At 66.7% G+C, this 22,483-nt stretch carries 23 protein-coding genes and 1 tRNA gene; 13 read left to right on the plus strand and 11 right to left on the minus strand.

All coding sequences use genetic code 11. The features are described from left to right. Complete coding sequence (locus ACE3Q6_RS08445; protein ID WP_374430924.1) at positions 1-870, minus strand: LysR family transcriptional regulator; 870 nt, start codon at positions 868-870, stop codon at positions 1-3. Positions 871-967: 97 nt separating this feature from the next. On the opposite strand from ACE3Q6_RS08445, the gene ACE3Q6_RS08450 reads away from it, so the two are divergent. Then, entirely contained in the window at positions 968-1,114 is a 147-nt protein-coding gene (locus ACE3Q6_RS08450) for a hypothetical protein (RefSeq protein ID WP_374430926.1), read from the plus strand. A gap of 13 nt (positions 1,115-1,127) precedes the next feature. Here ACE3Q6_RS08450 and ACE3Q6_RS08455 read toward each other — a convergent pair whose 3' ends face one another. Continuing rightward, complete coding sequence (locus ACE3Q6_RS08455; RefSeq protein WP_374430929.1) at positions 1,128-1,718, minus strand: HD domain-containing protein; 591 nt, start codon at positions 1,716-1,718, stop codon at positions 1,128-1,130. Positions 1,719-1,750: 32 nt separating this feature from the next. Between ACE3Q6_RS08455 and ahcY the strand changes: the two genes are divergently transcribed. Next, positions 1,751-3,193, plus strand: a complete 1,443-nt coding sequence (gene ahcY / locus ACE3Q6_RS08460; protein ID WP_374430931.1) for an adenosylhomocysteinase — start codon at positions 1,751-1,753, stop codon at positions 3,191-3,193. Between the two features lie 35 nt (positions 3,194-3,228). Here the strand turns inward: ahcY and ACE3Q6_RS08465 are convergent, their stop codons facing one another. Then, a complete protein-coding gene (locus tag ACE3Q6_RS08465) occupies positions 3,229-4,422 on the minus strand; it encodes a glycosyltransferase family 2 protein (RefSeq protein ID WP_374430933.1) in 1,194 nt (397 codons plus the stop codon). Positions 4,423-4,689: 267 nt separating this feature from the next. On the opposite strand from ACE3Q6_RS08465, the gene ACE3Q6_RS08470 reads away from it, so the two are divergent. From ACE3Q6_RS08470 to ACE3Q6_RS08480, 3 genes are all read left to right on the plus strand, one after another. Beyond that, complete coding sequence (locus tag ACE3Q6_RS08470; RefSeq protein WP_374430935.1) at positions 4,690-6,450, plus strand: hypothetical protein; 1,761 nt, start codon at positions 4,690-4,692, stop codon at positions 6,448-6,450. Beyond that, the gene (locus tag ACE3Q6_RS08475) at positions 6,447-6,827 is read left to right on the plus strand and encodes a GtrA family protein (RefSeq protein WP_374430937.1); all 381 of its coding nucleotides are present in this window, start codon (positions 6,447-6,449) and stop codon (positions 6,825-6,827) included. Before ACE3Q6_RS08470 ends, ACE3Q6_RS08475 begins: the two co-directional genes overlap by 4 nt. 135 nt (positions 6,828-6,962) lie before the next feature. Then, positions 6,963-7,304, plus strand: a complete 342-nt coding sequence (locus tag ACE3Q6_RS08480) for a DUF2853 family protein (RefSeq protein ID WP_374430939.1) — start codon at positions 6,963-6,965, stop codon at positions 7,302-7,304. 282 nt (positions 7,305-7,586) lie between these two features. Here the strand turns inward: ACE3Q6_RS08480 and ACE3Q6_RS08485 are convergent, their stop codons facing one another. Together ACE3Q6_RS08485 and aroC are read right to left on the minus strand one after the other, a co-directional pair. Next, complete coding sequence (locus tag ACE3Q6_RS08485) at positions 7,587-7,982, minus strand: DUF1761 domain-containing protein (protein WP_374430941.1); 396 nt, start codon at positions 7,980-7,982, stop codon at positions 7,587-7,589. A gap of 54 nt (positions 7,983-8,036) precedes the next feature. Beyond that, positions 8,037-9,137, minus strand: a complete 1,101-nt coding sequence (aroC, locus tag ACE3Q6_RS08490) for a chorismate synthase (RefSeq protein WP_374430943.1) — start codon at positions 9,135-9,137, stop codon at positions 8,037-8,039. Between the two features lie 298 nt (positions 9,138-9,435). Between aroC and ACE3Q6_RS08495 the strand changes: the two genes are divergently transcribed. Continuing rightward, a complete protein-coding gene (locus ACE3Q6_RS08495) occupies positions 9,436-10,458 on the plus strand; it encodes a TerC family protein (RefSeq protein ID WP_374430945.1) in 1,023 nt (340 codons plus the stop codon). A gap of 63 nt (positions 10,459-10,521) precedes the next feature. Here the strand turns inward: ACE3Q6_RS08495 and ACE3Q6_RS08500 are convergent, their stop codons facing one another. The 5 genes from ACE3Q6_RS08500 to ACE3Q6_RS08520 all read right to left on the minus strand — a co-directional run bounded on the left by ACE3Q6_RS08500 (position 10,522) and on the right by ACE3Q6_RS08520 (position 16,901). Further along, entirely contained in the window at positions 10,522-12,834 is a 2,313-nt protein-coding gene (locus ACE3Q6_RS08500; RefSeq protein ID WP_374430947.1) for a sulfatase-like hydrolase/transferase, read from the minus strand. Position 12,835: 1 nt separating this feature from the next. After that, positions 12,836-14,248, minus strand: a complete 1,413-nt coding sequence (locus tag ACE3Q6_RS08505; protein WP_374430949.1) for a hypothetical protein — start codon at positions 14,246-14,248, stop codon at positions 12,836-12,838. Continuing rightward, on the minus strand, positions 14,248-15,141 hold the full coding sequence (locus ACE3Q6_RS08510; RefSeq protein ID WP_374430951.1) for a glycosyltransferase family 2 protein: 894 nt from the start codon (positions 15,139-15,141) through the stop codon (positions 14,248-14,250). The genes ACE3Q6_RS08505 and ACE3Q6_RS08510 overlap by 1 nt, the downstream gene beginning before the upstream one ends. Positions 15,142-15,215: 74 nt before the next feature. Beyond that, positions 15,216-16,151, minus strand: coding sequence for a hypothetical protein (locus ACE3Q6_RS08515; RefSeq protein ID WP_374430953.1), 936 nt, complete (start codon positions 16,149-16,151; stop codon positions 15,216-15,218). Beyond that, positions 16,152-16,901: a hypothetical protein gene (locus ACE3Q6_RS08520; RefSeq protein WP_374430955.1), complete on the minus strand. Its 750-nt coding sequence runs from the start codon at positions 16,899-16,901 to the stop codon at positions 16,152-16,154. Between the two features lie 130 nt (positions 16,902-17,031). Between ACE3Q6_RS08520 and ACE3Q6_RS08525 the strand changes: the two genes are divergently transcribed. Next, the gene (locus ACE3Q6_RS08525; protein ID WP_374430957.1) at positions 17,032-18,288 is read left to right on the plus strand and encodes a DNA polymerase IV; all 1,257 of its coding nucleotides are present in this window, start codon (positions 17,032-17,034) and stop codon (positions 18,286-18,288) included. 256 nt (positions 18,289-18,544) lie between these two features. Here ACE3Q6_RS08525 and ACE3Q6_RS08530 read toward each other — a convergent pair whose 3' ends face one another. Continuing rightward, positions 18,545-19,354 carry an N-formylglutamate amidohydrolase gene (locus tag ACE3Q6_RS08530; protein WP_374431080.1) on the minus strand — a complete coding sequence of 270 codons (810 nt, stop codon included), beginning with the start codon at positions 19,352-19,354 and terminating at the stop codon, positions 18,545-18,547. Positions 19,355-19,577: 223 nt separating this feature from the next. Here ACE3Q6_RS08530 and ACE3Q6_RS08535 point away from each other — a divergent pair. From ACE3Q6_RS08535 to ACE3Q6_RS08560, 6 genes are all read left to right on the plus strand, one after another. Next, positions 19,578-19,652 (plus strand) — tRNA-Val (locus ACE3Q6_RS08535). A 65-nt stretch (positions 19,653-19,717) separates the two neighbouring features. Further along, the gene (ykgO, locus tag ACE3Q6_RS08540) at positions 19,718-19,843 is read left to right on the plus strand and encodes a type B 50S ribosomal protein L36 (RefSeq protein WP_054302743.1); all 126 of its coding nucleotides are present in this window, start codon (positions 19,718-19,720) and stop codon (positions 19,841-19,843) included. Between the two features lie 108 nt (positions 19,844-19,951). Further along, positions 19,952-20,374 carry a GNAT family N-acetyltransferase gene (locus ACE3Q6_RS08545; RefSeq protein WP_374430960.1) on the plus strand — a complete coding sequence of 141 codons (423 nt, stop codon included), beginning with the start codon at positions 19,952-19,954 and terminating at the stop codon, positions 20,372-20,374. Positions 20,375-20,464: 90 nt separating this feature from the next. Beyond that, positions 20,465-21,088, plus strand: coding sequence for an FMN-binding negative transcriptional regulator (locus ACE3Q6_RS08550; RefSeq protein ID WP_374430962.1), 624 nt, complete (start codon positions 20,465-20,467; stop codon positions 21,086-21,088). Then, a complete protein-coding gene (locus tag ACE3Q6_RS08555) occupies positions 21,081-21,749 on the plus strand; it encodes a hypothetical protein (RefSeq protein ID WP_374430963.1) in 669 nt (222 codons plus the stop codon). The genes ACE3Q6_RS08550 and ACE3Q6_RS08555 overlap by 8 nt, the downstream gene beginning before the upstream one ends. Positions 21,750-21,839: 90 nt before the next feature. Beyond that, positions 21,840-22,316 (plus strand): hypothetical protein, encoded by a 477-nt coding sequence (locus ACE3Q6_RS08560; protein ID WP_374430965.1) that lies wholly within the window; start codon positions 21,840-21,842, stop codon positions 22,314-22,316. The last annotated feature ends 167 nt before the right edge of the window (positions 22,317-22,483 follow it).

Below are 22,483 nucleotides of genomic sequence, written 5' to 3' on the forward strand. Positions count from 1 at the left end.
TCACGCCTGGGCGTTCAGCCATCTGAGAAACGCCCGGGCCGCAGCGCGCTTTGGCCCGGGCAAGGTGACGACGAAATAGGCCGGCAATTTTTCCCGGCTTTCGTGAACGATGCGCAATCGGCCCTCGGCCACGTCGGATTCGATCAGCGCGACGCTTTCCACAACCAGCCCCAATCCCTGACGCGCCGCCGCCAGCGCCAGTTCCTCGTTGCTGATGTCCGTGCTGCTTAAAGTTGCAGGCTCCAATCCCAATTGCCGAAGATAGGCGTCCTGTTCCGCCCAGTTGCGCGACAGGATCCAGTCCATCTCCGCCATCTCCGCAACCGTCGGCGGGTGGTCCCCGATCAGCGACGGCGCGCCGGCGATCACCAGCCGGGCCGAGGTGAGGTAGGTCGCCTCGACCCCCGGCCAGTCGCCGTTGCCATAGCGGATCCCCAGGTCCATCCGCTCGCGGTGCAGGTCAACGACCTTGCTGTCGGGATGCAGCGACAGGCCGATGTCGGGATGTTTCCGCCAGAAATCCTTGAGCCGCGGCATCAGCCATTGCGCCGCGAAGCTTGCTGTAAGCGTCACGCGCACCGGACGGTCAGCCTCGCCCGCGCGCAGCGCCTCGAGCCCGCGCTGGATTGCGCCGAAGCCTTCTCCCAGCGCCTGCGCCAGCTGTTCGCCATCCGCGGTCAGGCTCACCCCGCGCCCCTCGCGCTGCACCAGCGGGCGGCCAAGCTGTTCCTCCAGCGCGCGGACTTGCTGGGCCACGGCGGCATGAGTGACGTTCAGCACCCGTGCCGCCTGGCTGAAGTTCCGCAGTTCCGCCGTGGCCGCAAAGGCCCGCAGCGCGGTCAGCGAGGGAAAACTGCGCCAATCGGTCATCTGTTAGATCATCTTACAGGTAGAAAGACTTCCTGAGTCGTATCACGCCAGCATTACTGGCAAAAGGGCACATCGGAAGATGAAAAGGAGAAACGTCATGTTGAATATCTTCGCCGAAGCCCTGCTGATCGCGACCCGCCTGGGTCGGCCCACAGACCGCAGCCGGTCGCGCCGCAGCCCCCATGAGTTCATGGAGATCGAACGCCTGAACACCATCGACCACCTGCGCCAGATCGGCCGCTGATGCCCTGTCGCTGTCAGCAGTCTGCAAGCAGTCTCGCCACTGTCGAGACATAGTCCGCCCGCACCTCTGCGGGCGGACGAAGCCGTATTTCCAGCCGATGGATCAGCTCCGGCACGGGCCGTCCGAACAGCTTGTCGGCCTCCGCCTCCCGGAACCCCGCGATCCGCACCGCCTCCAGCCAGGCCGAAACCTTGTCCGCCGCCTTGATCGCCTTCTTGATCGGCTGGGGCAGCACCGCCGGCAGCCCGAAGCGCAGATGCACCGCCGCCGTCAGCCTTGCGTCCAACTCGCCATAGCCCGGCCCCACGGCAGCCTTCACCGGGCTGATCATGTCGCCGATCACATACTCGGGCGCGTCATGCAGCAAGGCCGCCAGCCGCCACTTGGCCGCGATGCCGGGGCTCATGCGCGTAAAGATCTCCTCGACCAGCAGCGAGTGTTCCGCCACCGAATAGGGCCAGTCGCCCCGGGTCTGCCCGTTCCAGCGCGCGACGAAGGCCAGGCCATGCGCGATATCCTCGATCTCGATGTCCACCGGCGTCGGGTCCAGAAGGTCCAGCCGTCTGCCGGAAAGCATCCTCTGCCAGGCGCGGGGTTGTTTCATCGTCGGGCCTTTGTTGTCTGATCACGCTTTCAATGCTATCTGCCCGCCCAACCAAGGATCAAGGAGAGCGCAGAGTGGCTGCCGATTACATCGTCAAGGACATTGCCCTGGCCGACTTCGGCCGCAAGGAACTCACCATCGCCGAAACCGAAATGCCGGGACTGATGGCCTGCCGCGAGGAGTTCGGTGCCTCGCAGCCGCTGAAGGGCGCGCGCATTGCCGGCTCGCTCCACATGACGATCCAGACCGGCGTCCTGATCGAGACGCTGAAGGCCCTTGGCGCCGATGTCCGCTGGGCCTCGTGCAACATCTTCTCGACCCAGGACCACGCCGCCGCCGCAATCGCGGCCTCGGGCACCCCGGTCTTCGCCATCAAGGGCGAAACGCTGGAGCAGTACTGGGACTACACCGACAAGATCTTCCAGTTCGGCGGGGAAGGCGGGACCTGCAACATGATCCTCGACGACGGCGGGGATGCGACGCTGTACATCCTGCTGGGTGCCCGCGTCGAAGCCGGTGAGACCGACCTGATCGCCGTCCCGACCTCGGATGAGGAAGTCTGCCTCTTCAACCAGATCAAGAAGCGCCTGGCCGCCAGCCCCGGCTGGTTCACCAAGCAGCGCGCCGCGATCCAGGGCGTGTCGGAAGAGACGACCACGGGCGTGCACCGCCTGTATGAGCTGCACAAGAAGGGCCAGCTTCCCTTCCCGGCGATCAACGTCAACGACAGCGTCACCAAGTCGAAGTTCGACAACAAGTACGGCTGCAAGGAAAGCCTCGTCGACGGCATCCGCCGCGCGACCGACACGATGATGGCCGGCAAGGTCGCCGTCGTCTGCGGCTATGGCGACGTGGGCAAGGGCTCGGCGGCGTCCCTCCGGGGCGCGGGCGCGCGCGTGAAGGTGACGGAGGTCGACCCGATCTGCGCGCTGCAGGCCGCGATGGACGGCTACGAAGTCACGCTCCTGGAAGACGAAGTCGCCACCGCCGACATCTTCATCACCACCACCGGCAACAAGGACGTGATCCGCATCGAGCATATGCGCGAGATGAAGGACATGGCCATCGTCGGCAACATCGGCCACTTCGACAACGAGATCCAGGTGGCAAGCCTGCGGAACCACAAGTGGACCAACATCAAGGACCAGGTGGACATGATCGAGATGCCCTCGGGCAACCGGATCATCCTGCTGTCCGAAGGCCGCCTCTTGAACCTGGGCAACGCCACTGGCCACCCGTCCTTCGTGATGTCGGCAAGCTTCACCAACCAGGTGCTGGCCCAGATCGAACTGTGGACGAAGGGCAAGGACTACGCGCCAGGCGTCTACATCCTGCCGAAGGCGCTGGACGAAAAGGTCGCCCGCCTGCACCTGAAGAAGATCGGCGTGAAGCTGACCGAACTGCGCAAGGACCAGGCCGACTACATCGGCGTCAAGGTCGAAGGCCCGTTCAAGTCGGACCACTACCGCTACTGATCAAGGATCGGCCCGGTTCACGCCGGGCCGTCCCTTTACGCCTGCTGCGCGGCCTCGACGGCCTTGATCTCATCCGCGGCCAGGCTGGGTGCTTTCTGGTTCATCAGGCCCCAGAGAAAGCCCCCCGTCAGGCTTTGCAGCCCCAGTCCCGACAGGACTGCAACCAGCGAGGCCGCCCGGGTGATGGTTCCGGGATCGACAGGACCGAAGCCGTTCGCCGCCCAATGCCCGACCGAGGCGATGGTGGCCACCAGCGCAAATGCCAGGAACGCCGCCCCGCCCTTGCAGGCGCTTTCCACCGACAGCCGGGCGCGCAGTCGTTCAAACCGGGGCGAGGTCGGCAGCAGGTTCATCCGCACTGCGAAAAGCCGGGCCAGAACGTGGAACCACATCAGCTGGAAGCCGATGATGATGAAGGTCGCGGCAAAGATCATCGCGCCGGTGTCCAGCGTCAGCGCGCCAAGGTCCAGCGGACCGAAGAGCAGCGGCAAAAACAGGACGGACCCCAACGCGAACAGCATCGCGCCCGGATACAGAAACAGGCTGAACGGCGCGAAGGTGAGGAGCAGCTTCAGATGCCGCCAGCCGTCGTGCCAGGTGCGCAGATGCGGCTTCCGCGACCGGCCGTCGGGCTTCAGCGTCGTCGGAACCTCGACGATCTTTAGCCCCGCCATCGCGGCGCGCATCACCATCTCGGGGCAAAATTCAAGCTGCTCGGTGATCAGGTTCAGGGCCAGGATCTTGTCACGCACGAAGCCGCGCAGCCCGCACTGGAAGTCCCCCACCGGCGCGCCGTAGAGCACGCGCCCGATGAAGGACAGGACCGGGTTGCCCAGGTAGCGGTGCAGGAAGGGCATCGCGCCCGGTTCGATCCCGCCGCGGAAGCGGTTGCCCATCACCAGGTCGGCCCCGCCGCGCAAGGCCTCGACGAAACCGTCCAGCCGCGAGAAGTCATAGCTGTCGTCGCTGTCGCCCATGATCACGAACCGGCCCCGCGCCGCCGCGATCCCGGTGGACAGCGCGATCCCGTTGCCCTTGCGCGGCGCCAGCACCACCCGCGCGCCATGCGCCTCGGCGATCTCACGGCTGCCATCGGTAGAGCCGTTGTCGGAAATCAGGACCTCGCCCTTGATCCCCGTCCGCGCCAGGAATCCCTTGGCCTTGTCGATGCAGGTTCCAAGCGTCTCGGCCTCGTTCAGGCAGGGCATCAGGATGGTCAGTTCCAGCATCGTCGAATCCCCGTCGCACAATCCGGATCGTTGGGCGTCATTTACGCACAATTGACCCCTGAACTGTGCCGGAAATGCGGCGGGATCGGTGTGGAAACGGGGTTTTGCGGGCCGGTTTTCTTTGAAGAGGAGGATTTTCGCCATAGTCGTGACTGTTTCCGGCGGCAAAGCTATCCTTGGGCCTGGTCCGGTTTCGACAGGCTCTGCGAAACAGCCAACAGTGATTCTCCCGTGACGCCTTCAACCGACTCGCGCCCGTTTCTGATCTTGTGGATCTGCCTGGGTGCCATCGCGCTGATCCTTTCCAACGCCGTGCGCACCTGGCCCGAGGCCGGAAGTCTCCTCTATCTCACCGACAACGACGACCTCATGCGGCTGGTTCAGGTCCGCGACTGGCTGGGAGGTCAGGACTGGTTCGACACCCGCCAGTACCGGGTCCTCCCGCCCGTGGGGATCTCGATGCACTGGTCGCGCTATGTCGATGCCGGGATCGCCTCGGTCCTGGTGCCGCTCTCCTGGCTGGTGCCGATGCCCGAGGCCGAGCTGCTGACGGTCGTGATCTGGCCCAGCCTGCTGGCCTGCTTCATGGTCCTGGTGATCGGGCTGGGCACCAACCGTCTCCTCGGACCCTTGGCCGCGCTGGGCGCGCTGGTCGTGTTCCTGACCTGGGGCAAGCTTCGGGGTGAGTTCACGCCCCCCCGGATCGACCATCACAACGTCCAGATGCTTTGCGCCACGGCCGCGCTGTTCCTGGCTGTGCTCCCCGGGCGCGAACGGCTTTACGGCGCGCTTGCCGCGGTGGCGACCGCCCTGTCACTGGCCGTCGGACTGGAGATGCTGCCGGTTCTGGCCCTGATCCCCGGCTACATCGCGCTGCGGCACGCCTTCGACCAGCCCGGCGCGGCGCGCTGGCTTTTGGGCTACGGACCGGCGCTGGCCCTGGCAGCCCCGCTTCTCATGGTCGGACAAGCGCCGTCCTGGGAGGCGATGCACTGCGACGTGCTTGCGCCGCCGGTGCTGGCGCTTGCCGCGACCGGGATCGTGGCAACGCTGGTCCCGGTCCTTGCTGCGCGCCAGCTCAGGGGGCCGCTCCTCCGCATCGGGGCAATGGTGATCCTGGTCGGGCTTGGGCTCTGGCTGTCGCGCCCGGTCCTGTCGCCCTGTCTCGCCGGTCCCTTTGCCGACGTCCCGCCCGACGTCCGCGCCCTGATCGAAAGCCGGATCATCGAGGCCCTGTCCGCGTCCGAGCTGATCGGCGTCCTGCCGGACCTCCTTGCGCGGTCGCTGCTGCCGCCGCTTGTGATCCTCGTTTTGTCCGCCGCCGTCACCGCTGCGCTCTGGTCGCGCCTGACAGCTGTCCAGCGCTCTGCCCTGACGCTGGCCTTCCTCGTCGCCCTGGCCGGGCTTGCGGTTTCGCTGTTTCAGATCCGTGCCACCACCCTGATGGCGCCCGCGCTGCCGCTTCTGGGCGGGGTCCTGGCCCATGGCTTCGGGCAGCTGCCCCGCGCCAGTTTCTGGCGTCTCCCGGCGCTTCTCGTGCTGGCCGCGGCAACGCCCACCGCGGTCGAGGAGGCGATTCCTTACGTCGTTTCGCGGGCCGTGTCCCAACCGGCCGCCGTCAGCCCCGCACCGGGGATCCCGCTGGCCGCCGGATCCTGTCGCACCCCCGAGGCGATGGCCGAACTTGCCAAGCTGCCGCCGTCGACGCTTTATTCCACTCTCAACCTGGGCACCACGATCCTGGCCTTCACGCCGCATTCGGTGACATCCGCGCCCTATCACCGCAGCCCCGAGGCGTTCTGGAACGGCATCGCCGCCCCGGAAAGCGAGGCGAACATGCGCATCGCGCTGGCCCGGTCGCGCGCCGACTACCTGGTGCTCTGCGCTGGAGAGCCCGCAAAGCCCTATGCCGCACAGCTCCTGGCGGGGGACCTGCCCCCCTGGCTGACCCAGGTCAGCGGCGCGCAAAGCCTGATGCGGATTTACCGGGTCGACCAGGCCAGACTGGCCGGGGCGGGCGCGCCGTGACCACCTTTCTGCGCTTCCTCGTGGTCGGGGTGACCATCGCCGTTCTCTATGCCGTGCTCGCGGCCCTGGCGACGACGCATCTGCCCTGGCCCAAGGCCGTTTCGGCCGGCGTGATCTGGACCGCCTTCATTCCGGTCGGCTACTGGTGCCAGCGCCATTTCACCTTCACCACAAGCACGCCCCGGCCCTTCGCCCTTGGGATCTATGCCCTGACTCAGGTCCTGGGGATCGGCATCGGGTCGGGCACCAGTTACCTTTTCGCCACCGGGCGCTTCGGGACCGACATCTTCGTTCATCTCGGCGCGTCCGGCATCGCTGCCGTCGTCAGCTACCTGATCAACCGCAACCTTACCTTCCCGGCGGATGCTCAACGCTGAGGATCAGGCCCCAGCCCATCAGCGCGTGCGCGCGACTGCCAAGCATCGCGTGAATTTCCCCTTTCTTAACGCTTTGGCTGGCCTTACGGTTCCGATGTTGACGATCACGTTCCAGTCAAGGGAGAACCTAAGGATATGGGCAAGAGGGACGAACTCATCGCCAAGTATGCCGATGACCTGAAGAACAAGTGCAAAGTGACACCCGACATGGCTCTGCTGACGAAAGTCACCATCGGCTGCGGCCCGTCGATTTACGACAACGACGCGCAGACCGTCGCCGCCTCGGACAAGGACGAGCTGGAGCGGATCAAGAACAACTTCCTCGTCAAGAAGTTGGGCCTGAAGGACGGGCCGGAATTGATGGCCGGCATCAACGCCGCGATCGAGACCTATGGCAAGTCCGAGCGCAACAAGTTCCGGGCGGTATTCTATTACCTGCTCGTCACCCACTTCAAGAAAGCCTCGGTCTACAAGTGACCTTCCGTCGCGCCTGACCCGCAGGACCCGCGTCCCCAGCGCGGGTCCTGATGTTTTGGGCGCAGCGGATTTGAAGAAAAGGCGCGACAAACCGCGCTTGCCCAGGCGGGGGGATTCGGGGCATCACTCTTCCTGTCAGGGCAGGACGCCCGGGACCCTTTACAGATCACGCGGTGCGATGGGGTGTGCGCGTGGGTTGGATGAAGGGTTCCGTAGGGGTGCGGGGCCCTTCATTCATTTCCTGCATCCCGAAGACGTGGGGGGCGATGCGCCCACCGTCCTTCAGAACGCGTTCAGCACAGCTCCCATGATCGTGCAGCCAATCACCGAGTTCACTCCGTCGATAACCGTCAGCGCGGGCTTCCGCATCGAAAAGGCATAGTTCATCGCCACCCAGGGCGTGATCAGGAAGGCGCCCACGCCGAACCCTGCAATGGCCCCGCCCCCGACCGTCGTCACGCCCGCGCTTCCCAGCAGGTGTCGCATCATCCCCGCGACGACCACCATTGCCAGCAGCCCCACTACGAAGGGCGCCGCACTTCCGTTCCCCTGCGGCCGCCCGTTCTCGTCCACCGGGATGCCGGCCGCGGCGATCCAGGGCTTCGACATCGACATGTACCAGACCGCCCCGAAGGCGAAGGCGGCCAGCGCCGCCGCGATGACGTTCAGGAATTCCATGGCTGTCCCCTCCGGTTTTTCCGAAGGATGCCGCAAAAGCCGCCGTCGGGAAAGTCAGCCGATGCGGCCGCGCACGCCGCCGGTCTGGCCCCGGTCCATCAGCAGATGGTCCAGCAGGACGCAGGCCATCATCGCCTCGCCCACCGGCACCGCGCGGATGCCGACGCAGGGATCGTGGCGGCCCTTGGTGATCAGGTCGACCTCGGCCCCGCCCTGGGTCACCGTCTGCCGCGGCGTCAGGATCGACGACGTGGGCTTCACCGCGAACCGGCACACCACCGGCTGACCCGTGGAAATCCCCCCCAGGATGCCGCCCGCATGGTTCGACAGGAACTCCGGCCCGTTCGGTCCCATCCGGATCTCGTCGGCATTCTCGACTCCGGTCAGGCGCGCCGAGGCCATCCCCTCGCCAATCTCCACGCCCTTCACCGCGTTGATCGACATCATCGCGGAGGCGAGGTCGCTGTCGAGCTTCCCGTAAAGCGGCGCGCCCAGCCCCGCCGGGACGCCTTCCGCCACCACTTCGATCACCGCGCCGACCGAGTTGTGCGACAGCCGCAGCGCTTCCAGATACTCTGCCCATTCTACCGCGGCCACGGCATCGGGCACCCAGAACGGGTTCCGCTCGATCTCCTCGGCGTCAAAGCGCGCCCGGTCGATCTCCTTGACCCCCATCTGCACCATGTAGCCTGTGATCTTCAGCCCCGGCACCAGCGCCGCCAGCGCGGCCCGTGCCACCCCACCTGCCGCCACCCGGCTTGCCGTCTCGCGCGCCGAGGACCGGCCGCCGCCGCGGTAATCCCGGATGCCGTATTTCTGGTGATAGGTGATGTCCGCATGTCCCGGCCGGAAGGACTGGGCAATCTCGCCATAGTCCTTCGACCGCTGGTCGGTGTTCTCGATCATCAGCTGGATCGGCGTGCCCGTCGTCCTGCCTTCGAACACGCCGGACAGGATGCGGACCTCGTCCGGTTCTTTCCGCTGGGTGGTGAACTTGTTCTGGCCGGGCCTCCGCCGGTCCAGCCAGGGCTGGATGTCCGCCTCGGACAGCGCCACGCCGGGCGGGCAGCCATCCACCGTGCAGCCGATGGCCGGCCCGTGGCTCTCACCCCAGGTGGTGACGCGGAAGAGATGTCCGAAGGTGTTCAGGCTCATGGCGCGTGGTCCTTGCTTCGCGCATGGGCATACAGGCCGCGCGGCCCCTGCCACAAGCCCCTTGCCCCGGGGAAATCCGCCAACGCTCGCGCGGGACTCACGCTTCCGTGAAAATTACGCCGCTCATGGGGTTGAATTGTCGCACCCCGGCCCCACTTTAAGCCCTTGCGGGCCGGGCCCCTCTGACGACGCCTGTCGTGATGTCGGACCGCAATCGAGAAACGTGCTCGATGTCATGCCCGGCGCCATGCCCCTGAGAAGGCTGACCCCTCGACGCACAAATGAGAGGTTCACGGGGATGGATTTCCTCTTCTACGAATTCGTCAACAAGCCCTTGTGGCTGTGGATGATGTTCCTGACCATCGTCATCGCGCTGATGGTGTTCGACCTGGGTGTGCTCCACAAGGACGACCACGAGCTTGGTGTGGCCGAAAGCCTGAAGCTTTCCGCTTTCTACATTTTCATCGCGATCCTGTTTGGCGGCTACATCTGGTGGGCCTGGCAGAACGGCACGCTGGTTACCAGCGACGGCACCAACCCGGTGGCGAGTTACTTCCAGGGCTACATCATCGAGAAGGTGCTCTCGATCGACAACGTCTTCGTCATCAGCCTGATCTTCGGCTACTTCGCGATCCCGCGGAAATACCAGTACCGGGCGCTCGTCTGGGGCATCATCGGCGTCATCATCCTGCGCGGCATCATGATCGCCATCGGCGCCGAGCTGATTTCCAACTACAACTGGGTCACGCTGGTCTTCGCGGCCTTCCTGGCCTTCACCGGCATCAAGATGCTGGTCGTGCCGGAAGGCGACACCGACGTGTCGAAGAACCCCGTGGTGAAGCTGACCGCGAAGTACATGAACGTAACGAAGGACCTGCACGGGCAGAAGTTCTTCGTCCGCCAGCCGCACCCGACGACGGGCAAGCTGGTCCTCTTCGCGACGCCGCTCTTCGTCGCGCTGATCGTCATCAACTTCGCCGACCTGATCTTCGCCGTGGACTCGGTGCCCGCGATCTTCCTGATCACCACCGACACCTTCATCGTCTACACCGCGAACATCATGGCGATCCTCGGCCTGCGCGCGCTCTACTTCGCGCTGGCCGCGCTGGTGCACCGCTTCCACTACCTGAAGTATGCGCTGGCCGTGGTGCTGATCTTCATCGGCCTGAAGGGCTTCTACAGCTACTTCTTCGGCAAGTTCGACCCCTACCTGTCGCTGGCCATCACCATCGGCATCATCGTGGCGGGCATCGTCTACTCGCTGTGGAAGACCCGCGGCGATGACGGTGACCACGGGACCGAGGTCAAGGCGGCCGAATAAGGCCGCCGTCAGAGGCAGGCAGAGCAGTGGCGCCCGCCCCCGTGTCCTCGGGGGCGGGCGTTCCTATTCTTCGCCCCGGCGGATCTGGGCGCGGATGTCGTGCCCTGCGGGCACCCCCGCAAGTCGCAGGACCGACAGGCCAAGCGTCACGTCCAGGCTGCCATCGGCCCGCCGGGAAACTTCCGGTGGCTTCGGCCAGGCGGACAAGTCGTAAACCTGCTCCGGGCTCCACCGGCTCACATGCGTCACCCCGCCATAGGCCAGGACAAAGACCACCGCTCCTGGCCCGGGGTCGATCAGGTTGACCCCGGTTCCTGCGTGAACCGTGTCGTTTCCGCCCCCCAGCCGCACTCGGTTGCGGCCCGGGCCGGTCTCGACCACCGAGGACCCGTCGCCGTCCAGGATGTCGTCATTGCCGTGCCCGCCGTAGATCCGGTTCCGCGCCGCCGTGCCGATGATCGTGTCATCGCCCGTGCCGCCGTCCAGCACATCCCGCCCGCCGCCGCCGATCAGCCGGTCGTTCCCCGCACCGCCGTAAAAGAAATGCCGAGAGCTTTCGGACACGGAGATCGCCCGCAACTCGTCGTCGCCCGCGCCGCCATGGAAAGTCGCACCACCGTATTTCGGGCCGATCATCACGTCATTCCCGCGTGAGCCGCGGACATCGACCATCACCCGCTCCGTGGTCTCGAAATGGATCGGGCTATCCGGGTGCGCCACGATCCGCATGACACGGGCCGAGGCCTTCGCCGCCTCCGCATCCTCGTGCCGTGCCAGCACCGTGGCGATGCGGATGTTCTCGACGTTCATCGGGCAGTGCAGGACATAGCCGTCCGGGCCGCCGAGGTACCACAGCGTATCGTTGCCGCCGTCCTTCGATTCCCTGATCTTCTCGGCCTCGGCCCCGTAGGCCCAGTAGTTGTCGTTGCCCCGATGCCCCTCCAGCACGACCGAGCCATCGACCGCCATCATCGCATTGACCCCGTCCGCCGGGTTCTCGAACCTCCGCAGGTCCAGCCCCAGCTCCAGCGCGCCCTTCACCAGCTCGCCCCGCAGCACATCCATCGGCGCCGAGGCGACCAGGTTCTCCGTCTCGCCAGGGTCGGAAACCACGTCGTAGACATGCTCCTCGCCGTTCGGATAACGGAAGTAGCGGAACTGGCGGTAGCCCTCGATGGAGGGCCGCACCGACAGCGTCCCGAAGACCGAGGTGACGGGCGATTTCGTCGTGTCGAACGTCCCGAAACTCGGGTCGATCAGCGGCAGAAGGCTCTGCCCCGACACCCAATCCGGGCGCGGCGGCAACCCGGCAAGCTGCATCACCGTCTTGGGGAAGTTGTGCAAGGACACGGGCAGGTCGATGACCCGCCCCTTCTCCATCCGTGGCGACCAGATCCCCAAGGGCACATGCGCCGCCGAATCCCACTGGCTCATCTTGTGGAAACTGTCGTGGTTCCCAAGGTTGAACCCGTTGTCCGACAGGAAGATCACCGTCGTCCGGTCGCCGAGGGCCGAGTCCCGCAACGCATCCAGGAACCGCCCGATCTCATGGTCCACATGGCTGATCGCCGCGAAATAGGCCCGCACCACTTGCCGCCAGCCGTCATCGCCGCCCTTCTCGGGCGTCCAATTGCCGTTGGCGATATAGGCCGCCTCATAGACCGCAAAGCCGGGCGGAGGGCCGTAGTAATCCTCGGGGGCGGCGATGTCGGGCCAGCGGATGTCGGCGGGGTCGTAAAGCTGGTAGAACCGGTCGGGACATTCCAGGTTGTAGTGCGGGTGCTTGAACCCCAGCTGGATGAGGTGCCGCCGGTTCGGGTCGGCCCGGCCCAGATGGTCGATGGCATTCTGTGCCACGGTGAAATCGTAGAACAGATGATCCTGCGATCCGTCGTCGTCGGGGTGGTTGATCCCGGCGATCCCCGGACCCCGGTCCAGGTACTGATGCACCTTCGTCCGCCCGCCCGAGTCCTGCGCCGGAACGTCCTCGTGGAACAGGACCCGGCGATAGCGTTCCGGCATCGGCTTGTAGGTCGCGTCCACCTTTCCGGTGGTAAAGGTGTAGAACCCCGCCCGTCGCAGGTCGTAGGCCCAGGCCTTCTCGGGCGGCAAGACCTGCCGCCAGAAGCGATTCAGGTCCACCAGCCCCGTCCGGAACGGCGACAACCCCGTTGCCAGCTCTGCCCGGCAGGGGGCACAGAGGGGGATCGTCGCATAGGCGTTCCCGAACCGCACGCCCCCGTTCAACAGCCGGTCCAGGTTCGGCGTCTGGATGCGCAGTCCGAAGGTGTCGCGCCAGGTGAAGACGTCGATCATGTCGTCCACCCAGATGACGCAGATGCTGTCGCCCCGGATGCTTTCCGCGTCGAAGGCCATGTTAGAGGCCCGTCAGCTTCAGCCGCGCCGGCAGCGCCCAGCGGCGGACCGCGCCCTCCCCGAAAGCCCCGCGCAGCGCGCCGCGGTTGGCCGGATAGGGGCCAACCCCCGGAGCCGCCGCATGGGCATAGGTCACATGGACCTCGCCCTCGGGCTTCTGCGAGCAGGTCAGGACGACCACCTTCGGATCGGCCTTGTCGATGTCGACCCCGGTGATCCTTGCGCCGTTCGTCACGCCCTCCAGCGCAAAGCCTGCAAGCGGCCCCGCGCCGAAGGGGTCCTCGGCGTCGATCTCCAGCGCGTCCTGCGCCTCGCAGATCAGGCGGATTTCCGTCCCCGACCATTCCGCCAGTTGGATTACCGGGCAATGCCATCTGCGCCCGCCCTGCGCGGCCAGCAACGCCTCGGTCAAGAGGAGCGCCTTCTCCGCCCGCCCCTCGTCGGTCAGCCGCCCCGTGTCGTCGATCCGGAAGGCATAGGAGGGCGCGGCAAAGACGAGCCGGTGGTCGCCGTGGTTCCAGGACAGTTCCCACTGGCCTTCGAGGCCCGGGCCCTGCGTGACCGTCTGCGTCCCGCAGTCGAAGGCGGACAAGAAGATGGGCCGGGCAAGGCCCTGCTTCGCCATCCCGCGCGTGATCCGCTCCATCAGCGCGATCATCCCGTCGCGATAGGCCAGGGGATCGCCGCTGAGGTCCTCAAGCGTGTAGTCAAGGACAACCGCCAGCACCCGCGCAGATGTGCCAAGCCGGGCTGCCGCCGCCTTCAGGTTCGCGAAAGCCCGGTCGAGGTTCGCCACCGCCAGTCCCGCGCCCAGGTCATGCGCGTTGGCCGAACTGTCCGTCTCGGTCCGAACCACCACAAGGGGCAGCGCCTGGCTGGCGGCACGCCTGCGGGCCAGAAGCGCATCCGCGACCAGCGCCTCGACCGTCAGTTCGCGCAGCGGTTCCAGTGCGTCGGTCGCCACCGCCTCGCCCAGTCCGCCCTGTCCCACCGCGCCGATATCGTCGGCCGGTCCCAGCACATGCCAGCGGAACCGCGCCGGACCGGGTGAGCCAAGCCCCGCCCGCGCCCCCCCGATCCCGAGGATCGCCAAGAGCGGCCCCCGGGCCTCGGCCAGGATCGCCCCGCCCGAGACGTGCCGGCGATACCCCCGCGGCCCGTCCGCGCCGGGCAGGTTCGCCTGGAAGAACACCCAGTCCCCCTCGCGCCGGGGCGCCCAGAGGTCGATGTCCTCGGGCAGATCGGGCAGGGGCGCGGCCTCTGGCGCCAAGGCCGCAGGCTTCAGTTCCAGCCGTTCGGCGATGTCGCGGATCACCCGGTCCGACAGGCGCAGGACCAGCCCGGTCTCGTCATAGCGGATCACGTCACCGTTCTCGGCCCGGATGATCACGCCTTCGGTCGGGTCGTCCGCCATCAGAACAGCACCTTGAATCGTTCGGGCAGGCGGTAAACCCCCTTGGGGCGCGCGCCGCCGGGAGCGAAGTAGACCACCTTCTTCTCGCGCCAGCCGTCCACCATTTCCTTGCGGAATTCAGGGAAATCCACCGTCTCCGCCCGCGGCTTTTCCTTGGACAGCGCCTTGTAGGTGTCCCAGGCGGTATCCCAACCCGTCTTCTCGCGCTCCACCTCCTCCAGCGCGCCGGACTGGATCACCCGCTGCGCGCGGCGCGTGGCAAGGCGCGCCTCGGTCATGTCATGGTCGATGAAGCGCAGGTGGAAGAGGTAAAGATGCGGGTCGAGGTGCAGCTTCGGGTGATTGGCAAAGTGCCCGCCGGGGGCCAGGTCGATCCGGTCGCAGGTGATGCAGGGCTTGGCATAGTTCGCGTTCAGCCGGAAGATCCGCCGCACGTCCAGGATGTTGCGCCCGGGCGTGATCGGCTCCGGTTCCAGCGCGGGATTGTGCACCATCTCGATCGCGAAGGGAGTGATCACCCGCGGCCCCTTCTTCTGCGCCGAGTACTGCGCCAGATAGTCCGGCAGGCTGTCCGACACCGCCGGATCGACGCAGACGATCTCGTCCACATCGCCCACAAGCACCCAGTTGTAGAAGTTGGTGAACCCGCTCGTCACCCGCGACAGCATCTGCCAGCGCCGCTGGTTGAAGCAGTTGCGGGTCTCGTCGAAGGGCAGGTAGATGACGTTGCAGCCTTCCGCGATGCGCTTGTGCTCGGGGTCGCCGCCGTGGGACAGGACGAAGCAGTTCTCGCGCCCCAGTTGCCGGCCGTAATAATCGACCCAGCGTTGCAGGAAGAAGTGATCCCCCCCCACCATCGTCATCGCCATCATCCGACCACGCGTCTGGTCCATGCACTCGTCCCTGCCTGACGCCCCCGCATAGCACGGCCGGAAAGCCGGGGCCTAGAGCCTCGTCGCGCGATCCTTTAGCCTGGCGCCCCGGCCTTCAGCGCATGGGTCGCCGCCCGCCGCGCGCGTCGGATGAAGACCTTGTCCTCGTCCGGCAGGTCAGCGCCCAGCCGCAGCATCGCCTCCGCCGCCCGGACCACCAGCGCGTGACGCCCCCGGTTTGCCGCCGCTGCCAGAAGCGCCCGCTGCCACTTCGTCACCCCCCGCCGCGCCCGCCAGGCGGCCCAGAACGCGCGGCCCACCTCGTCGCCCTCGACCAGCCCGTCGACCAGGATCGGAAAGGTCGCCGATTTCAGCACCACCCGGATCGCTTCATGCGTGGTGAAGGCGGCTCTCAGGAACTGCACGTTCGGCCCCGCAAGCCGCGCGGCATGGGCGCGGTCCTCGGGGACGAATGGGTCGTACAGGACCACCGCGCGGCGGATGTAGGGCACCGCCGCTGCCGCATCGAGGAAGGGCATCCCCTCCCAGTTCGACTTCCGGACCGCAAAGGGGAACCGCTGCTCGAACGGAGCGATCGCCCTGTTCATCGTCGACTGCGGGCTGAAAGCCAGCACCCGCGCCTCGGGGATCAGGGGAGCAAAGTTCAGCGCCGCGAAACCGCCCATCGAGGCGCCCGTCAGCACCACCCGGCGGAAGCGGCGGAAGAAGCCCCGCTCCTCCAGCCCGCGCAACAGGGCAGGGGCCGTCGGTTGCCGGAACCAGTCCTTCGCGTGGCTCTGCACCCCCAGAACAGAATGGCCAAGGGGGGCCAGCCGCCCCCAGGCCCAAGGCGCGCGCGGCCAGCCTTCGTCGATGGTGGCCAGGTTGTCGAAAGCCACCACCAGCGCATCGCCCGCCCCCTCGAACCACAGGTTGGCGTGGTCGCCGCGGACAAGGAAGCGGCCCGCCGACACGGCCGCGTCCAGCCCCATCTCGGGCGGCACGTCCAGCGCAGGTGCAGGCGCGTCCACCTAGTAGTCCCATCGGAAATGTCGGCGCAAAGCTTCCAGCGCCGCCCGATCCTCGGGCTCGGCCGCGCCCAGCAAGGCCCGGTCCGGCCAGAACAGCACCTCGTGCAACCGCGACTGCCCCAGCGTCTTGGCCAGCCCCGCCCGGTTCGACCGGCAACCGATGAAGAAATCTGCCTGGTGCGCCAGCCCCGGCACCTTGTCGGCGGCAACCTCGGCGCTGCGTCCGTCCATCTCCAGCCGCAGGCTTCGCCCGTCGAAGTCCAGCACCACCAGCTTCGCCCCCCGACCGGGGCCAATCGGCAGCGCCACCTCGACCGATCCTGCCCGGTCCTTGGCCAGCACGCGGCCCTCGGCCTCGGCCAGGAAGATCATGTTGTTGCTCTGTCCGGTCGAGACCGAGGCCAGCGTTCGCGCCTCCCCCTGCGAGCGGTAGATGACCGCCACTGTGAACGCCTCCACCTCCGGCGCGAAACCGGGCAGGGTGAAGCCGCAGTTCTGCCCTTCCGTACAGATGAGCGCGCCGGGTGGACCGGCCTCGAACCGGCTGTGCCCGGTGTTCGGGGCGGAAGCCTTGGCCTCGAGCGACGTGACCGAATCCCGCCAGCCGGTGATCTGGCCCCCGGTCCGGACGATGTCCGTCTCCCGCGCGATGAAGCGGGCCCCGCCGCTGTCCAGCACGGCTGCGGCCAGAAGCGCATCCTCGCCCCCGACCAATGCCCCCGGGGGCAGCTTCGCGGCAATCGTCAGCATAAAGCCTCCAACCTTGGCCCGCATCTTGCCGGGCGCGCCGTCCGGCTGCAAGCCTTGGACCCGGGCGCGCCGCGGAGCGCCATCCACCGCTCTCCACAGCCCGCGGGCCGCGTGCTAGCTTCGCGGCACCATGCCCAGCCTATGCCGCGACTGCCTGACCCTGACCGACACCCCGGCGGCACGCTGCCCGGCTTGCCGCTCTCCCCGCATGGTCGCGCATGACGAGCTTGCGCAGCTCTCCATCGCCCACATGGACTGCGACGCCTTCTACGCCTCCGTCGAAAAGCGCGACAACCCGGCCTTGCGGGACCAGCCCGTCATCGTCGGCGGCGGGCAGCGCGGCGTCGTCTCGACCTGCTGCTACATCGCCCGCATCAAGGGCGTCCGCTCGGCCATGCCGATGTTTCAGGCGCTGAAGCTCTGCCCCGAGGCGGTGGTCGTCAAACCCCGCTTCGCGGCCTACTCCGAAGCCTCCCGCGCCATCCGCGCGATGATGGAAGAGCTGACCCCCGCCATCGAACCGCTCTCACTCGACGAGGCGTTCCTCGACCTCACCGGCACCGCCCGCCTGCACGGTGCCCCGCCCGCCGTCCTCCTGGCACGTCTCACGAAACGGATGGAGGATGAGCTGGGCCTCACCGGCTCCATCGGCCTCAGCCACAACAAGTTCCTGGCCAAGATCGCCAGCGACCTCGACAAACCGCGCGGCTTCTCCGTCATCGGCAAGGCCGAGACCGAGGCTTTCCTCAGACCCAGACCCGTCCGCATCATCTGGGGCGTGGGCCAGGCCACGCAGACTGCGCTGGAACAGGCCGGCATCCGCACCATCGCCGACCTCCTGCGCTGGGACCGCACCGATCTTGTCGCCCGCTTCGGCAGCATGGGCGACCGGCTCTGGCATCTGGCGAGGGGCCTCGACACCCGCCGCGTGAACCGGGACGAACGTCTGAAGTCGATCTCGAAGGAGACGACCTTCTTCGAGGACACCTCCGACCCCGACCTCCTCGACGGCCACATCTGGCGCCTGTCCGAACAGGTCGCCGACCGCGCCAAGGCGAAGGGCCTGTCGGGCCGCACCGTGACGCTGAAGCTGAAGAAGGGCGACTTCCAGCTCGTGACCCGCCGCCACGCCCTGTCGGACCCCACCCAACTCACCGACCGCATCTACCGCGCCGCCCGCGACCTTTTCGACCACGCGGGCACGAAAGGTCCCTTCCGCCTGATCGGCGTCGGCATCTCCGACCTCGCCCCCGAGGACCAGGCCGACCTCAGCGGAGACCTCCTCGACCCCAACGCTCAAAAGCGAGCCGCCGCCGAACGCGCCACCGACGCCATCCGCGCCAAGTTCGGGGCCGAAGCCATCATCAAGGGCCGTGCGCTGCGCTAGGCAGCAAAGTCCGCGCCCGCCGCATCGCGCGCGCACCGCACCCCTTTCACCTGGCACCAAATATCCCCGCCGGAGGCACGCCCGAGCCTTTTGCGCGTCCTTCACGCGCAAGAGGCGAGACAAAAAGTCTTCGCGCGTCAGCGCTCAATTTGAAAACCGCCCCCAGTCTCGCGACGCCGCCAAACCCCGCAGCGCCAACCCCTGACGCCAGTTGATTGCCCGCATTGCCCAAGACACCGCGCCTCGCGCGGCGGCCCTACTCAGCCGCCAGCCGACCCGCCGCGCCGGCCCCCGAGACCAGCTCCGCCACCACCCCCGCGATCAGGTCGCGGAACCCGGCGAACCCTGCCAGCCGCTCGACCCGGACCTCGTCCATGTACAAGGCCCGGTCGATCTCGACCTGCACGACATGGACCCCCCGCGACGGCCTCCCGTAGGCCTGCGCCACATAGGCCCCTGCGAAGGGCGCGTTTCGCCCGACCCGCAGCCCCGCGCCTGCAAACGCCGCCTCGACCCGCTCCATCACCTCGCGGCTGGCCGTCGCGCCGTAGCGGTCGCCCAGGACCACCTCGGGCCGCGGGTGCCCCGGCCGGGTATGCGCCTCGATCGCCTCGTGCGGCATGGAATGGCAGTCGATCAGCACCGCCTGGCCGCAGTCCGCCCGCACCTCCTCGATCAGCCCGGCCAAGGCCTGGTGATAGGGATGCCAGAACCGCTTCAGCCGCGCTTCGGCCTCGGCCAGCGGCAGCTTGCCGCGATAGATCGCCCGCCCCCCCGCGACGACCCGGGGAATCACCCCCAGGCCCGACGAGATGCGCGGGTTGTGGGGCACCCGGACCAACCCCTCGATCACGGCCGGGTCCAATTCATCCGCGGCCCGGTTCAGGTCGATGTAGGCCCGCGGCGCCCGAGCGGCCAGCAAGGGCGCGCCCAGTTCCGGCGCCATCCCGAAAAGCTCGTCCACGAAGGCGTCTTCCGAAGACCGGATCGCACGCCGGTCCAGCACGGCCTGCAGCAGGAAGTCCGCCGGATAGTCCCGCCCCGAATGCGGCGACGCGAAGATCATCGGCCCGGACCGCGCCAGCGGACGGGTCAGGACATAGGCCTCGGTCTCCGTCCGCCCCAAGATGCGCCTCCGTTTCCTGTCGTTGATATAGCCCCATATTCCTGAAAGCCAAAACCCCTTGCAGGCCCCCGCGCTTGTCAGTATAGACCCCCCGACCGACGCGGTTTGCCCCGCGTCCTTTTCGTTTCACCGGGAAGGGCAGGGGCGACTGAAACGGCAAAGTGGGCGGTTAGCTCAGCGGTAGAGCACTACGTTGACATCGTAGTGGCCACTGGTTCGATCCCAGTACCGCCCACCATTCACCTGCCCCGCAAGGGGCACCGAGTTTCAAGGCGCGTGCGCGCCGCGACAAGGAGAGCGACCATGAAGGTCAAGAACTCGCTGCGCTCGCTGAAAACGCGTCATCGCGATTGCCAGGTCGTGCGCCGCAAGGGCCGCGTCTACGTGATCAACAAGACGCAGAAGCGTTACAAGGCCCGCCAGGGCTGAACTCTTCAGCAGACCGGATTTTCGGGCCGCCCTGGGAAACCTTGGCGGCCTTTTCCTTGTCTCGCCCTTCGCAGACGCGCGCGACGGGCCGCACCGCACAGAGCCGCCATGTCCCTTCGTCCCCTCCGTCCCGAAGACATCGCCGCTGCCCGCGCTCTCTGGCAGGCCACCCCCGGCGTCGGCCTTTCCGCTGCTGACGAGCCCCAGGCCCTGGCAGCCTTCCTGGCCCGGAACCCCGGCACCAGCTTCGTCGCCGAATCAGAGGGACGTCTCGTCGGCACCATCCTCGTCGGCCATGACGGGCGCCGTGGCCTCATCCACCACCTTGCCGTGGCCGTGGATCAGCGGCGCACGGGTATCGGCCGCGCGCTGGTCGAGGCGGGCCTTTCCGCCCTGCGCCGCCAGCACATCGACAAGTGCCACCTGATGGTCTTTGCTGACAACGCCGAAGGCGCTGCCTTCTGGAGCGCGATCGGTGCCACCCGCCGCACAGAGCTGAACCTCTTCTCGCTGTCCACCACATCCCGCTGAACCCGGCGACAGAGCAAATCTTTTCGAAAAGATTTGCAAAATCCTTCCAAGGATTTTGTCTGTCCCGAACGAAGCTCCGCAGAGGTCCAGATGCACCCGAACCCCGCCTTCCGCCAGGACCCGCGCGACAAGAACCTCGCCTTCGCCCGCGCCCGCGGCTTCGGCATCTTGTCCATCAATGGCTCCGATGGCCCGCTTGCCGCGCATGTCCCCTTCCTTCTGACCGGCGATGCCAGCTTCGCCGAACTGCACCTTGCCCGCTCGAACCCGATCGCGCGCGCGGCCCTGCCCGCGCCCGCCCTGATCGCGGTCTCGGGCCCCGACGCCTATGTCTCCCCCGATTTCTACGGTCCCCACGACCAGGTGCCCGACCAGGTTCCCACCTGGAACTATGTCGCCGTCCACCTGCGCGGCACGCTGGAGCTTTTGCCCGAGGACGCGATGCGTCCGCATGTCGATGCGCTCTCGGCCGAGCACGAAGAGCGAATCGCGGGCAAGCGCCCCTGGACCAGCGCCAAGATGTCGGAAGGCGCGATGCCCCGGATGATGCGGATGATCCTGCCCTTCCGGTTCCATGTCACTTCGGTCGAGGGCACCTGGAAGCTGAACCAGAACAAGACGCCTGAAATCCGCGCTCGGGCGGCAGATGCGCTGTCCCGCGGCAATTCCGCTGCACAAGACATCGCCGCGCTGATCCGTCGCGACCTTGGCTGACGGATATCCCGTCGGATGGCGGGTGGGCAGTCTGCTGCCGCCGCGGATGGGCCTGCTGCCACCGCCTCAAGATAGCGCTGCGCCATCTGAAGACAGATTGAAGCACAATGAGCCCGAAGGCTTTGCTCCGGTGGCAACCGGAGTGGAATCCATGCCTATCGGACTGACATATGCTGAATTCGTGGTCGGGGTGATCGGCCTGATCTGGTTCGGCGAACCCATGCCCGCGACTTACGATCAGACGGGCACCTCGGTGACCTTCGGCGCCAATGCCAAAGACAAGGATGGTCCGGGGCATGAGGGATTCCTGACAGTCACGGCCTATGGCGTTGAACGTATCTGGGAAAGGTTCGCGCCGGTTTATGGGTTCGGCGCATCCGTGGACGGAGCACTCTATGCGTCCTTTGGCCTCGGCAAGCATATCCAGGTGCTCGGCGGTACCCTGACGCCCTTTACCGGGCCTGCCCTTTATCAACGCGACCTGGCTGACGGTTTCGACGCAAAAGAGCTCATTCAGTTTCGGACAGGCGTGGATTTTTCCTGGCCCGTCGGCGAAAGCTCCGCGATCACTCTGGGGTGGTATCACATGTCAAACATGAAGCTGACCGACAGTTCGGCCGGCATTGATGTCACTCACGCCGGGTTCGTTCTGCATTTCTGACGGGACAGGTCCAGGTTCGGCCAGGCCAAAGCGCAACGTTTCCAGACCGAAGCTGGCATGATAGGTTCCGCCACAGGACAGCTGGCGGCCATGAAAGTCATACATCGTTCCGACGCGCTTCTGATGATCGAGGATCGTCCGTGGTTGATCGGCGCGATGATGATCCTTGCGGCCCTCCTGTTTCTGTTCGGCGGCATGGCCCTGACCGGGCAGGGCCAGCTCATCGGCGGCCTTGCGATGATCCTGATCGGAGCGGGGGTGCCGCTGCTGATGGCCGCGCTGATGGTCCAGCGGGTGCGCGTGACCTTCGACCGGACCAGCGGCAGGCTGACCCGCACCGTCCGGTCGGTCCGTGGCCTGCATCAGACCGTTCATGCGCTGGACCGCCTGACCGCGGCGCGCGTGGGTGCCAAGTCCGATGGCGACGGCACCGCTTACCGGCTGGAGCTGGTGTTGGACGGCCCGGCCGAAGTCCTGCCTTTCACCATCTACTACTCGGGAGGCCGCCGTGCCGAACGGCTCTGCGCCGAGGTCAGCGATTGGCTGGGACGCTGGCACCAAGGCTGACGGGGCGCATGGCCGGGATGCGGCAGCGTCCGGTTCGGCGGCAATCCGCCCTAGCGCACCCCGATCCCGGCCGTCCTGCAAACCTTAAGTTTCCGTTACCGTCCGCGACCAACTATCTGATTTCATTAGGGATACACGGATTGTCCACCGTGGACACTTCCCGGACC

It is taken from the genome of Tabrizicola sp. (assembly GCF_041913445.1).
Lineage (GTDB): Bacteria > Pseudomonadota > Alphaproteobacteria > Rhodobacterales > Rhodobacteraceae > Tabrizicola.

Bases quoted from the DNA above. Each gene is read 5' to 3' on its own strand.
- ACE3Q6_RS08445 (WP_374430924.1), bottom strand. From the start codon at position 870: ATGACCGATTGGCGCAGTTTTCCCTCGCTGACCGCGCTGCGGGCCTTT.
- ACE3Q6_RS08450 (WP_374430926.1), top strand. From the start codon at position 968: ATGTTGAATATCTTCGCCGAAGCCCTGCTGATCGCGACCCGCCTGGGT.
- ACE3Q6_RS08455 (WP_374430929.1), bottom strand. From the start codon at position 1,718: ATGAAACAACCCCGCGCCTGGCAGAGGATGCTTTCCGGCAGACGGCTG.
- ahcY (WP_374430931.1), top strand. From the start codon at position 1,751: ATGCTATCTGCCCGCCCAACCAAGGATCAAGGAGAGCGCAGAGTGGCT.
- ACE3Q6_RS08465 (WP_374430933.1), bottom strand. From the start codon at position 4,422: ATGCTGGAACTGACCATCCTGATGCCCTGCCTGAACGAGGCCGAGACG.
- ACE3Q6_RS08480 (WP_374430939.1), top strand. From the start codon at position 6,963: ATGGGCAAGAGGGACGAACTCATCGCCAAGTATGCCGATGACCTGAAG.
- ACE3Q6_RS08485 (WP_374430941.1), bottom strand. From the start codon at position 7,982: ATGGAATTCCTGAACGTCATCGCGGCGGCGCTGGCCGCCTTCGCCTTC.
- aroC (WP_374430943.1), bottom strand. From the start codon at position 9,137: ATGAGCCTGAACACCTTCGGACATCTCTTCCGCGTCACCACCTGGGGT.
- ACE3Q6_RS08495 (WP_374430945.1), top strand. From the start codon at position 9,436: ATGGATTTCCTCTTCTACGAATTCGTCAACAAGCCCTTGTGGCTGTGG.
- ACE3Q6_RS08500 (WP_374430947.1), bottom strand. From the start codon at position 12,834: ATGGCCTTCGACGCGGAAAGCATCCGGGGCGACAGCATCTGCGTCATC.
- ACE3Q6_RS08505 (WP_374430949.1), bottom strand. From the start codon at position 14,248: ATGGCGGACGACCCGACCGAAGGCGTGATCATCCGGGCCGAGAACGGT.
- ACE3Q6_RS08510 (WP_374430951.1), bottom strand. From the start codon at position 15,141: ATGGACCAGACGCGTGGTCGGATGATGGCGATGACGATGGTGGGGGGG.
- ACE3Q6_RS08520 (WP_374430955.1), bottom strand. From the start codon at position 16,901: ATGCTGACGATTGCCGCGAAGCTGCCCCCGGGGGCATTGGTCGGGGGC.
- ACE3Q6_RS08525 (WP_374430957.1), top strand. From the start codon at position 17,032: ATGCCCAGCCTATGCCGCGACTGCCTGACCCTGACCGACACCCCGGCG.
- ACE3Q6_RS08530 (WP_374431080.1), bottom strand. From the start codon at position 19,354: ATGATCTTCGCGTCGCCGCATTCGGGGCGGGACTATCCGGCGGACTTC.
- ykgO (WP_054302743.1), top strand. From the start codon at position 19,718: ATGAAGGTCAAGAACTCGCTGCGCTCGCTGAAAACGCGTCATCGCGAT.
- ACE3Q6_RS08545 (WP_374430960.1), top strand. From the start codon at position 19,952: ATGTCCCTTCGTCCCCTCCGTCCCGAAGACATCGCCGCTGCCCGCGCT.
- ACE3Q6_RS08550 (WP_374430962.1), top strand. From the start codon at position 20,465: ATGCACCCGAACCCCGCCTTCCGCCAGGACCCGCGCGACAAGAACCTC.
- ACE3Q6_RS08560 (WP_374430965.1), top strand. From the start codon at position 21,840: ATGAAAGTCATACATCGTTCCGACGCGCTTCTGATGATCGAGGATCGT.